Below are 11,402 nucleotides of genomic sequence, written 5' to 3' on the forward strand. Positions count from 1 at the left end.
ACACTACAGTCTGACGTAAATTGCCTCTGGCCTGCACAAAGACGGCTCTTCCGGACAGCGGGCGGCGCGCTGTCAGGGATGGTTGCGAGGGTGCACGTCCGGGGCTTAGATTAGGCGGGCCAACTCCGATAAAAGGACCTGTCAATGGGAGCAGCCGAGCACATGGGACGCGACGGGGCGTTCCTGCTCACCTCCGCCGTGCGACGCTCGATCGTCGACCACCTCGTCGGTCTCCCGCGCCTGGCCGTCGAGGGCCGTCCCACCCGCGACGGCGGGATGACGGCGGCCGAGCTCGGCACCGTGCTGGGCCTGCACAGCACCACCGTCCGCTTCCACCTCGACCAGCTCGTCTCCGCCGGACTCGTGGGCAGCCACTTCGTGCGCAGCGGGGGCGCCGGCCGGCCGGCCAAGCGCTACTTCGTCGTGGAGGGCGAGCTGGGCCCCGTGGCCCGGGGCGGCGGGGACAGCGGCCACTACAAGGTGCTCGCGACCCTCCTGGCCGGCGCTCTCGACCCCTCGGACGAGGGCCGGCTCACCCCGGAGGAGGCCGGTGCGGAGTGGGTCCGCGACCGGCTCGAGCACGGCGACGACCACAGGCTGCTCGAGGATGGCGGACCGCCGCCGCCGGCCGGGACCTCCGGGGAGTGGATGGCCAAGGTCGGTGGCATCGTCGACCTGCTCCAGGAGTGGGGCTACACCCCCGACCTGTCCCTGAGCGGGCGCGAGGGGGACGTGACGCTCACCCTGCGCGAGTGCCCCTTCCTCGACCTGGCCCGCGTGCACCCCGAGGTCGTCTGCGGTGTCCACCGCGGCCTGCTCAAGGGGGCCCTGGACGCGGCCGGCGAGCCGGACGCCGGGGTCAGCCTGCGCCCGTTCGTCGGACCCGGGACCTGCCACGCCGTGGTGCTGCGGCACGCCACCCCGCCCGAGGAGCCGATCGTCCCCGGGCCCGGCCGCTGGGCCGCCCCGCCCCGTCCGGCCGCGGCCGCCCCCGACCCGCCGGGGCCCGTCCTCGACCCGCTGCCCGCGGCGGACGAGCACGACATACCTCCGCCCACGACCGACCGACCCCCGACCCCACCGCACCAGGAGAACCCCGCATGAGTGAGCGCACCCAGTCCCGGCTCGACGGTCCGCTGAGCGACGCGCTGGTCGGCACCCGTCGCTTCTTCACCCGCGGGGAGGTGTCGGACGACAAGCGCACCCTCACCCTCGAGGGCGGGCGCAGCGGCGACTCCTTCTACCGCGACCGCTGGGCGCACGACAAGGTCGTCCGGTCCACCCACGGGGTCAACTGCACCGGCTCCTGCTCGTGGAAGGTCTACGTCAAGGACGGGATCATCACCTGGGAGGCCCAGCAGACCGACTACCCCTCGGCCGGGGCCGACAAGCCCGAGTACGAGCCCCGCGGCTGCCCCCGCGGCGCGGCCTTCTCCTGGTACACCTACAGCCCCACCCGGGTGCGCTACCCCTACGTGCGCGGAACCCTCCTGCAGATGTACCGGGAGGCGCGGCAGACCTACGGCGACCCGGTCGTCGCCTGGGCCTCGATCGTCCAGGACGAGGAGAAGACGGCCGTCTACAAGAAGGCCCGCGGCAAGGGCGGGCTGGTGCGCTCCACCTGGGAGGAGGCGGTCGAGATGATCGCCGCCGCACACGTCTACACGATCAAGCGCTGGGGCCCGGACCGGATCGCCGGCTTCTCGCCGATCCCGGCGATGTCCCCGGTCAGCTACGCCTCCGGGGCCCGCTTCCTCGAGCTCATCGGCGCGCCGATGCTCTCCTTCTACGACTGGTACGCCGACCTGCCCAACGCCTCGCCGCAGATGTTCGGCGACCAGACCGACGTGCCGGAGTCCGGCGACTGGTGGGACGCCGGCTACCTCATCATGTGGGGCTCCAACGTGCCGCTGACCCGTACGCCGGACGCGCACTGGATGACCGAGGCCCGCTACCGCGGCCAGAAGGTCATCGCGGTGGCCCCCGACTACGCCGAGAACGTCAAGTTCGCCGACGAGTGGGTCGCCGCCGACCCCGGCACCGACGGTGCGCTCGCGATGGCGATGGGCCACGTGGTGCTCAAGGAGTACTTCGTCGACCGGCAGGTCGACTTCTTCACCGAGTACAACCAGCGCTTCACCGACCTGCCCTACCTCGTGACGCTCGACGAGACCGGCGACGGCAGCTACCGTCCGGGCAAGTTCCTCGTGGCCGGCGACCTCGAGGGCCACCCGGAGCAGTCCAGCGAGAACGCGATGTGGAAGCCGGCGCTGCTCGACGGCGCCACCGGCGAGGTCGCCATCCCGGGCGGCTCCCTCGGCCACCGCTACGGCGACGAGGGCGCGGGCCGCTGGAACCTCGACCTGGGCGACATCCGCCCGGTCCTGTCGCTCTACGGCGACACCGGGGAGTCGGTGGAGGTCGGGCTGCCCCGCTTCGACAACGTCGAGGGGCACCAGGTCACCGAGCGGCGCGGCGTCCCCGTCCGCCGGATCGGCGACCGCCTCGTCACCACCGTGCTCGACCTCATGCTGGCCCACTACGGCGTCGGCCGCGCCGGCCTGCCCGGCGCCTGGCCGCAGGGGTACGAGGACCCCTCGGTCCCGGCCACCCCGGCCTGGGCCGCCGAGATCACCGGTGCCCCGAGCGAGCAGATCGTGCGGATCGCCCGCGAGTGGGCGCAGAACGCGATCGACACCCAGGGCCGCGGCATGATCCTCATGGGCGCCGGCACCAACCACTGGTACCACTCCGACCAGATCTACCGCGCCATGCTCGTGCTCACCACGATCACCGGGTGCCAGGGGCGCAACGGCGGCGGCTGGGCGCACTACGTCGGCCAGGAGAAGGTGCGCCCGATCATGGGCTTCCAGCACCTGGCGTTCGCGCTGGACTGGATCCGTCCGCCGCGCCACATGAACCAGACCGCCTACTGGTACGTGCACACCTCGCAGTACCGCTACGACACCTTCGGCGCCGACGGCATCAACGGGGCGACCGGGGCGTTCGAGGGCCGGTCGACGATGGACCTGCTCTCGCAGTCGGTCCGGCTGGGCTGGACGCCTCCTACCCGCAGTTCGACCGCAGCTCCCTGCAGGTCGCCGACGACGCGGCCGCGGCGGGGCTGCCGGCGGGGGAGTATGTTGCGCAGCAGCTCAAGGAGGGCGCGCTGAAGTTCGCGGTCGAGGACCCCGAGGACCCCGACAACTACCCCCGCGTGCTCTCCCTGTGGCGGGCCAACCTGCTCGGCTCCTCGGCCAAGGGCAACGAGTACTTCCTCAAGCACCTGCTCGGCACAGACAACGCCGTCAAGGCGCACCAGGCCGCCGAGGGGCAGCGCCCCGACAGCGTGGTCTGGCGGGAGGAGGCCGGCGAGGGCAAGCTCGACCTGCTGCTGACGCTGGACTTCCGGATGACCAGCTCCACGCTGTTCTCCGACGTCGTCCTGCCGGCGGCGACCTGGTACGAGAAGCACGACATCAACACCACCGACATGCACCCGTTCGTGCACTCGTTCAACCCGGCCATCTCCCCGCCGTGGCAGGCCAAGAGCGACTGGGAGGCCTGGAAGGCGGTCGCCAAGCGGTTCTCCGAGCTGGCCGTCGACCACCTCGGCGTGCGCAAGGACGTCGTCACCAAGCCGCTGTGGCACGACACCCCGGAGGCGATGGCCACCGTCCACGGCCGCGTGCTGGACTGGCGCCTCGGCGAGGTCGAGCCCGTGCCCGGCAAGACCCTCCCGGTCATCGCCGAGGTGGAGCGTGACTACCCGGCGACCTACGCCCGGATGACCTCCGTGGGCCCGCTGCTGGAGAAGCTCGGCATGCTCACCAAGGGCGTCAAGTACGACGTCGCCCGCGAGGTCGGCATCCTGCGCCAGCGCAACGGCGAGGTCCACGGCGGGCCGACCGACGGGCGGCCGAAGCTGGAGACCGACGTGCAGGTCGCCGACGCGATCCTGCACCTGTCCGGGGTGAGCAACGGCCACCTGGCCACCCAGGGCTTCCGCTTCCTGGAGCAGCGCACCGGCACCCGGCTGGCCGACCTGGCCGCCGAGCACGAGGGCAAGCAGATCACCTTCGCCGACACCCAGGCCGCGCCGGTCCCGGTCATCACCTCCCCGGAGTGGTCCGGCTCGGAGAGCGGCGGGCGGCGCTACAGCCCGTTCACCATCAACATCGAGCGGTCCAAGCCCTTCCACACGCTCACCGGTCGCCAGCACTTCTACCTGGACCACGACTGGATGCTCGGGATGGGCGAGGGACTGCCGACCTACCGGCCGCCGCTGAACATGACCACCCTCTTCGGGGAGGCGCCGATCGGTCAGGAGACCGAGGACGCCGGCGGCGCGGTCGCGGTGAGCGTGCGCTACCTGACCCCGCACAACAAGTGGTCGATCCACTCCGAGTACCAGGACAACCTGTTCATGCTCTCCCTCTCCCGGGGCGGGCAGACGATCTGGATGTCCGACCAGGACGCCGCCAAGATCGGGGTCAGGGACAACGACTGGATCGAGGCGGTCAACCGCAACGGCGTGGTCGCCTGCCGGGCGATCGTCAGCCACCGCATGCCCGAGGGCACGGTCTACATGCACCACGCCCAGGACCGGCTCATCGACGTGCCGCTGACCGAGACCGACAAGAAGCGTGGCGGGATCCACAACAGCCTCACCCGGATCCTGCTCAAGCCGAGCCACCTCATCGGCGGCTACGCCCAGCACGCCTACTTCTTCAACTACATCGGCCCGACCGGCAACAACCGTGACGAAGTGACGACCATCCGCAAGCGGACGACGAAGGTGGAGTACTGACACCCGGGGGCTCCGCCCCCCGTGCACCCCCGCTGGGGCTCCGCCCCAGACCCCGACGTTGGAGGAGTTTGACGATGAGAGTCATGGCACAGATGGCCATGGTCATGAACCTGGACAAGTGCATCGGGTGCCACACCTGCTCGGTCACCTGCAAGCAGGCCTGGACCAACCGCCAGGGCACCGAGTACGTCTGGTTCAACAACGTGGAGACCCGGCCCGGCCTGGGCTACCCCCGCGGCTACGAGGACCAGGAGGAGTGGAAGGGCGGCTGGGTCCGCACCGACAGCGGCCGGCTCAAGCTCAAGGCCGGCGGACGGCTGAACAAGCTGCTCAACATCTTCTCCAACCCCAAGATGCCCAAGATCGGCGACTACTACGAGCGTGGACCTACGACTACGAGACGCTGCTCAACGCGCCGGCCCAGGACACCTTCCCCGTCGCCAAGCCCTACTCGCTGATCTCCGACAAGCAGATCAACATCCAGTGGAGCGCCAACTGGGACGACGACCTGGGCGGCTCGGCCGAGCACGCCACCAAGGACCCGATGCTCAAGGGCATCGAGGACAAGGTGAAGTTCGAGTTCGACCAGACGTTCATGTTCTACCTGCCGCGCATCTGCGAGCACTGCCTCAACCCCAGCTGCGCGGCCTCCTGCCCCTCCGGCGCGATCTACAAGCGCGAGGAGGACGGCATCGTCCTGGTCGACCAGGACAAGTGCCGCGGCTGGCGCATGTGCGTCACCGGCTGCCCCTACAAGAAGGTCTACTTCAACCACAAGACCGGCAAGGCCGAGAAGTGCACCTTCTGCTACCCCCGCGTCGAGGTGGGCATCCCCACCGTGTGCGCCGAGACCTGCGTGGGCCGGCTGCGCTACATCGGCCTCATGCTCTACGACGCGGACAAGGTGCTCGAGGCCGCCGCGGTGGAGGACGAGCACGCGCTCTACGAGGCGCAGCGCTCGGTCTTCCTCGACCCGCACGACTCGGCCGTCCAGCGGGAGGCCGAGCGGGCCGGGATCCCCGGCGACTGGGTCGAGGCCGCCAAGAACTCGCCGGTGTGGAAGCTCATCAGCGAGTACAAGGTCGCCCTGCCGCTGCACCCGGAGTACCGCACCATGCCGATGGTCTGGTACATCCCACCGCTGTCGCCGGTCGTGGACGTCATCAAGGACACCGGCTACGACGCCGAGGACAAGGACAACCTCTTCGCCGCGATCGACGCCCTGCGCATCCCGGTGGAGTACCTGGCCAACCTGTTCACCGCCGGCGACGTCGGACCGGTCAACGACGTCCTGCGCAAGTTGGCGGCGATGCGCTCCTACATGCGCGACATCAACCTCGGCCGTGACCCCCGGGCGGAGATCCCCGAGGCGGTCGGCATGTCCGAGGAGGAGATGTACGAGATGTTCCGCCTCCTGGCCATCGCCAAGTACAACGAGCGCTACGTCATCCCGACCGCCCACGGCGAGGACGCGCACGCCCTCGAGGAGCTGGCCACCGACTGCCCCGTGACCGGCTACGACGATGAGCTCATGGACGGGTCGGGCCCGTTCGGCGAGGGCTCCGGCCGGGGCTCCACCACCCCGGTGGCGGTGGAGAACTTCCGGATGCTCCAGCAGCGGCAGACCCAGGAGTCCCTCGTCTCCGGCGGCTCCAAGCAGGGACGGGTCAACCTGCTCAACTGGGACGGCAAGGGCGTGCCGGCCGGGCTGTTCCCGGAGCGTCCCGCCGAGGGCGTCGGTCAGGCCGCCGACGGCGAGGGTTCCGAGGGGAGCCGCTGATGCTGCCCTGGCGGCGCCACCGGCGCACCGACCCCCGCCTCGAGCCACGCGCCCAGGCCGACGCCTGGCAGCTGGTCTCCCTGCTGCTGGACTACCCCGACGACGCCCTCGTCGCACGGCTCCCCGCGCTGCGCGAGGTGGCCGCCGGTCTCCCGGACCGGGTGGGTATGCCGTTGGGCCGCTTCCTCGACCACGTCGCCGGCGCCGACCTGGCCGCCCTGCAGGTGGACTACGTCGACACCTTCGACGTCACCCGCAAGTGCTGCCTGCACCTGACCTACTTCCTGCACGGCGACACCCGCAACCGCGGGGTCGCGCTCGTGCAGTTCAAGCAGGCCTACCGCAAGCACGGGGCCGAGCTGGCCGACGCCGACGCCGAGCTGCCCGACCACCTGTCGGTGGTGCTGGAGTTCGGCGCGACCGTCGACCCGGACGCCGCGTGGCGGCTGCTCAACGACCACCGGGTCGGCATCGAGCTGCTCCACCGGGCGCTGCAGCGGCGAGGCTCGCCGTGGCTGGACGTGGTCGACGCCCTGCGCGCCACCCTGCCCGAGCTCCAGGGCGACGACGAGCAGGCCCTGGCCCGGCTCATCGCCCAGGGCCCGCCGCAGGAGTCGGTGGGGATCGACGACGCGCCCTACGCCATCGACCCCGCCCTGGACCGCCTGCGCACCCCGCCCTCCTCGGGCGGCGTATGCGGCGACGGCGCGCCCCCGCCGGCACACCCCATACCCTCGGCCCGACCATCCCCGTAGGAGCCCCCCGATGAGCACCTTCCTCTGGGTGATCTTCCCGTACATCTGCCTGGCGGTCTTCGTCGTCGGGCACGTCTGGCGCTACAAGTACGACAAGTTCGGCTGGACCACCCGCTCCAGCCAGCTCTACGAGGACCGGCTGCTGCGGTTCGGCAGCCCGCTGTTCCACTTCGGGCTGCTCTTCGTCGCGGTCGGCCACTTCATGGGCCTGATCGTGCCCCAGAGCTGGACCGACCAGGCCGGGGTCAGCCAGGAGCTCTACCACATCGTCGCGCTCGCCGGCGGCCTGCCCGCGGGCATCGCCTGCCTCGTCGGGCTGGCCATCCTCGTCTACCGGCGGCGCACCGTGGGCCCGGTCTTCCGCGCCACCACGGTCAACGACAAGGTCATGTACGCACTCCTGGCCGTCGTCATCGTCCTCGGCATGTGGAACACCGTGGCCGGCAGCCTGCTCAACCTGGGCATCGCCGGCGACCACTACAACTACCGCGAGGGCGTCTCCCCGTGGTTCCGCCAGATCTTCTGGTTCCAGCCGGACGCCTCCCTCATGGAGAACGCGCCGATCGGCTTCAAGCTGCACGCGCTGACCGCCTTCCTGCTGTTCGCGATCTGGCCGTTCACCCGGCTCGTGCACGTGTTCTCGGCGCCGCTGGGCTACTTCACCCGGCCCTACATCGTCTACCGCAGCCGGGACGAGCGTCCCGGCGTGGCCACCGGCTCGCGCGCGCAGAAGCGCGGTTGGGAGCGGGTCCAGTGAGCGGGCCCGACGCCCCGGTTCCCGGGTCGCTCGAGGACCCGGCTCACCCCGTCGTCGGGGACCTCGCGCTGACCCCCGAGGAGGAGGTCGACCCCTACCGCGTCGTCGACCTGCTCGCGGAGGGCGAGCGGCTGCTGGCCAGGGCCAAGGAGTCAGGACGCGGCCGTACGGTCCGCTCGGTCGTGCGCCAGCCCGGGCAGAACATGATCCTGCTCGGCCTGCCGGCCGGCGGCGGGCTGCCCGACCACGACGCCCCCGGACCGGCCTCGCTGCTGTGCCTGTCCGGCCGGGTCGTCCTCGGCTCGGAGGGGCGGTCCTGGACCCTTCCCGCGGGGAGCGCGCACGCCATACCCCCCGCCCGGCACGACGTCGTCGCCGAGGAGGACAGCGTCTGCGTGCTGACCGTGTCGGTCGGCTGACGTAGCCTCGGACGCATGAACCCCCTGCCCCCGCTCGTCGAGCCCGGCCCGGAGCTGACGCCCGCCCAGGTGTCCCGCTACTCCCGGCACCTCCTCGTGCCGGGGATGGGGCTGGAGGCGCAGCGGCGCCTGCTCGCGGCCCGGGTCGCCGTCGTCGGCGCGGGCGGGCTGGGGAGCCCGACCCTGTCCTACCTCGCCGCCGCCGGTGTGGGCCACCTGACGATCATCGACGACGACGTCGTCGACACCACGAACCTGCAGCGGCAGGTGATCCACCGGGCCGAGGACGTGGGCCGGCCCAAGGTCGAGTCGGCCGCCAGCTTCGTCGCCGCGCTCAACCCCGACGTGTCCGTGACGGTGCGGCAGGAACGGATCACGCCCGACACCGCGGAGGACCTGCTGGCCGGGCACGACGTCATCCTCGACGGGGCCGACAACTTCCCGACGAGGTATGCCGTCTCCGACGCGGCCACCGCGCTCGGCATCCCCGTCGTGTGGGCCGCGGTCCTGCGCTTCGACGCCCAGCTGTCCACCTTCGTGCCGGGACGCCCCGGGGCGGTCGGCCTGCGCGACCTGTTCCCGCTGCCTCCGCGGCCCGAGGACGTCCCCTCCTGCGCCGAGGCGGGCGTGCTGGGGGCTCTCGTCGGCCAGGTCGGCTCGATCATGGCCGCCGAGGTGGTCAAGCTCGTCTGCGGGTTCGGCGAGCCGCTCGTCGACCGGGTGCTGCTCGTCGACGCGCTCACCCAGCGCACCCGCGAGGTGCCGCTGCGGCCGGTGGGCGACCTGGGTCCGCCGCCGGCCCACGAGCCGGTCCGCGAGCTGGTGCCCCTGCCCGAGCGGTCGGTCGAGGACGTCCGTGACGCCCTCGGCGGTGCGGGCGCGCCCCTGCTGCTCGACGTGCGCGAGCCGGGCGAGCACGCCCTCGGGATCGTGCCCGGCGCCCTGACGGTGCCCGTCGGCGAGGTGCTCACGTGGGAGCAGCTGGACCTCCTGCCCGACCGCCCCGTCGTCGTCTACTGCAAGACCGGCCCCAGGGCCCGCCGGGCGGCGGCCCACCTGGTCCGTCTCGGCCACCCCGACGTCTCGGTGATGACCGGCGGCATGCTCGCCTGGATCGAGCGCGTCGAGCCCAGCCTGCCGGCCTACTAGCGGTGCCCGTGCCCGTGCCCGTGCATCCGTCCGTGCCCGTCGTCGACCTGCTCGTCCTGGCCGGTGGCCGGGGCAGCCGCCTGGGTGGCCGCGACAAGGGGGCCCTCGTCGTCGAGGGTCGGCCGCTGCTCGACCGGGTGCTCGCCGCGGCGCCCGGGCTCGGCGGCCGGGCCGTGGTCGTCGGCCGGGGGACCGTCCCCGACGGGGTGCTGCGGACGCTGGAGGACCCGCCCGACGGCGGACCGGTGGCCGGCATCGCCGCGGGCCTCGACGCGCTCGGGGAGGAGGCGGACTGGGTGGCCGTCGTCGCCGTCGACCAGCCCGGAGCCCGGCAGGCGCTGACCGCGCTGCACGCGGCCCTCGGCGAGCTGGTCGACCGGCCCGGGCAGGGCGCCGGCCGGGACGGGGCGGACGGGACGAGCCCCGACGGGGTGGACGCCCTGGCCCACGCCGACGCGACCGGGCACCTGCAGTGGCTGCTGGCCATCTACCGCCGCGGTGCCCTGGCGGCCGCGCTCGCGGCGCTGCCCCGGGTGCGCGACGTGTCGGTGCGCAGGCTGGTCGCCGACCTGGCCTGGCACCCGGTCGGGCCGGGGGCGGAACACGTGGGCGACGTCGACACCTGGGCGGACCTGGCGGACTGGGAAGGACGCACGGGAAGTGCGACGATGGGCCGACACCGACCAGAGCTGGAGGGATGACGATGGCGACCGTGAGGTACTTCGCCGCGGCGGCGGAGGCGGCCGGCACCGAGTCCGAGCAGGTGGCTGCCGACGACCTCGGCACCCTGCTCGACCGTCTCGTCGAGCTGCACGGGGCCGAGCTGGAGCGGGTGCTGCGACGCAGCTCGGTGCTGCACGAGGGGCAGTACGTCAGGGACCGGCAGCTGCCGGTCGCCCACGACGCCGTGCTCGACGTGCTGCCGCCGTTCGCCGGGGGCTGAGCGGGTTCACGAGGTCAGGTAGGCCCCGACGGCGCCGGCGAGAAGGGTGGCGCCGGTCGTCGCGCAGACCCACGCCCCGACGGACCGGCCGCGCGCGGACCCCAGTGCGAGCAACGACGCGGTGACGACCGCGACGACGCCCCCCACGACCACGTAGACGGGCGTCAGGTAGAGCCAGGAGTAGGGCACGAGGTGCACCGCGGTCGTGGTCGCCAGGGCCGCCACCGCGAGCTCGTGGTGCCGCCGGGCGACCAGCACCGCCGCGAGCGGCAGGACGAGGAGCTGCCCCACCCCGAGGTAGACGGACAGCGCCCCCATCGTCGGGTCGTCGGGTCGGTCGCCCTGGGCCAGGACGGCCGTCAGAACGAGGGCGAGGGGCAGGCCGACCATCCCCTGGAAGAGGGCGGCCCACGCGCCGGCCCGTTCCCCCCGGAACCGCCAGACCGTGCCCGCGAGCCCCCAGGTCGTGCCGTAGGCCAGCAGGAACCCGGCCCCACCGCGGTTCACCGCCGTCAGGGTCTGCAGGTAGGTCTCGACGTCGCTCACCCCGCTGACGCTAGGGAATCGCTGATCTGGGGGCGTCTGCGGGTGTGAGGCCAGCCCGCAGGGGGGGCTGAAGCCCGATGAGGCCGCGGGAGCGACGCTGGAACTGTCCTTGTGCCCCCTGGTTGGGGGCCTCAGGGCCGGTTCGGGGCAGGCTGGCGCCTGGCCCTCACCCGGTCAGGGCGAGGGCACGACCGCGCATCAGCCAGTTCGCCGAGGCGAACAGCATGTTCAGGTGGTTCAGGT

The 11,402-nt window shown here is 72.1% G+C and carries 8 protein-coding genes and 2 pseudogenes; 9 read left to right on the plus strand and 1 reads right to left on the minus strand.

Going from position 1 to position 11,402, the window contains the following annotated elements:
* Positions 1-144 precede the first annotated feature (144 nt).
* The 9 genes and pseudogenes from BJF81_RS04290 to BJF81_RS04330 all read left to right on the plus strand — a co-directional run bounded on the left by BJF81_RS04290 (position 145) and on the right by BJF81_RS04330 (position 10,613).
* On the plus strand, positions 145-1,104 hold the full coding sequence (locus BJF81_RS04290; protein ID WP_237770012.1) for a helix-turn-helix transcriptional regulator: 960 nt from the start codon (positions 145-147) through the stop codon (positions 1,102-1,104).
* Positions 1,101-4,810, plus strand: a pseudogene (locus BJF81_RS04295) (nitrate reductase subunit alpha). The gene BJF81_RS04290 and the pseudogene BJF81_RS04295 overlap by 4 nt, the downstream one beginning before the upstream one ends.
* A gap of 74 nt (positions 4,811-4,884) precedes the next feature.
* A pseudogene (gene narH / locus BJF81_RS04300) lies at positions 4,885-6,590 on the plus strand (nitrate reductase subunit beta).
* Complete coding sequence (gene narJ, locus BJF81_RS04305; RefSeq protein ID WP_075957296.1) at positions 6,590-7,345, plus strand: nitrate reductase molybdenum cofactor assembly chaperone; 756 nt, start codon at positions 6,590-6,592, stop codon at positions 7,343-7,345. The pseudogene narH and the gene narJ overlap by 1 nt, the downstream one beginning before the upstream one ends.
* Before the next feature lie 10 nt (positions 7,346-7,355).
* On the plus strand, positions 7,356-8,102 hold the full coding sequence (gene narI, locus BJF81_RS04310) for a respiratory nitrate reductase subunit gamma (protein ID WP_075957297.1): 747 nt from the start codon (positions 7,356-7,358) through the stop codon (positions 8,100-8,102).
* Positions 8,099-8,521 carry a hypothetical protein gene (locus tag BJF81_RS04315; protein ID WP_083663986.1) on the plus strand — a complete coding sequence of 141 codons (423 nt, stop codon included), beginning with the start codon at positions 8,099-8,101 and terminating at the stop codon, positions 8,519-8,521. Before narI ends, BJF81_RS04315 begins: the two co-directional genes overlap by 4 nt.
* Before the next feature lie 15 nt (positions 8,522-8,536).
* A complete protein-coding gene (locus tag BJF81_RS04320; RefSeq protein ID WP_075957298.1) occupies positions 8,537-9,670 on the plus strand; it encodes a ThiF family adenylyltransferase in 1,134 nt (377 codons plus the stop codon).
* A gap of 14 nt (positions 9,671-9,684) precedes the next feature.
* Positions 9,685-10,371, plus strand: a complete 687-nt coding sequence (mobA, locus tag BJF81_RS04325) for a molybdenum cofactor guanylyltransferase (RefSeq protein ID WP_075957311.1) — start codon at positions 9,685-9,687, stop codon at positions 10,369-10,371.
* Positions 10,368-10,613: a MoaD/ThiS family protein gene (locus tag BJF81_RS04330; protein WP_342447078.1), complete on the plus strand. Its 246-nt coding sequence runs from the start codon at positions 10,368-10,370 to the stop codon at positions 10,611-10,613. Before mobA ends, BJF81_RS04330 begins: the two co-directional genes overlap by 4 nt.
* A 6-nt stretch (positions 10,614-10,619) precedes the next feature.
* On the opposite strand, the gene BJF81_RS04335 is transcribed toward BJF81_RS04330, so the two are convergent.
* Positions 10,620-11,159, minus strand: a complete 540-nt coding sequence (locus tag BJF81_RS04335) for a DUF7010 family protein (protein ID WP_075957300.1) — start codon at positions 11,157-11,159, stop codon at positions 10,620-10,622.
* Positions 11,160-11,402 lie beyond the last annotated feature (243 nt).

The organism is Ornithinimicrobium sp. CNJ-824 (assembly GCF_001942405.1).
In the GTDB taxonomy this organism is placed as follows: Bacteria; Actinomycetota; Actinomycetes; order Actinomycetales; family Dermatophilaceae; genus Ornithinicoccus; species Ornithinicoccus kibberensis.

Coding starts and splice junctions, on each gene's coding strand:
- BJF81_RS04290 (WP_237770012.1), top strand. CDS start 145: ATGGGAGCAGCCGAGCACATGGGACGCGACGGGGCGTTCCTGCTCACC.
- narJ (WP_075957296.1), top strand. CDS start 6,590: ATGCTGCCCTGGCGGCGCCACCGGCGCACCGACCCCCGCCTCGAGCCA.
- narI (WP_075957297.1), top strand. CDS start 7,356: ATGAGCACCTTCCTCTGGGTGATCTTCCCGTACATCTGCCTGGCGGTC.
- BJF81_RS04320 (WP_075957298.1), top strand. CDS start 8,537: ATGAACCCCCTGCCCCCGCTCGTCGAGCCCGGCCCGGAGCTGACGCCC.
- BJF81_RS04330 (WP_342447078.1), top strand. CDS start 10,368: ATGACGATGGCGACCGTGAGGTACTTCGCCGCGGCGGCGGAGGCGGCC.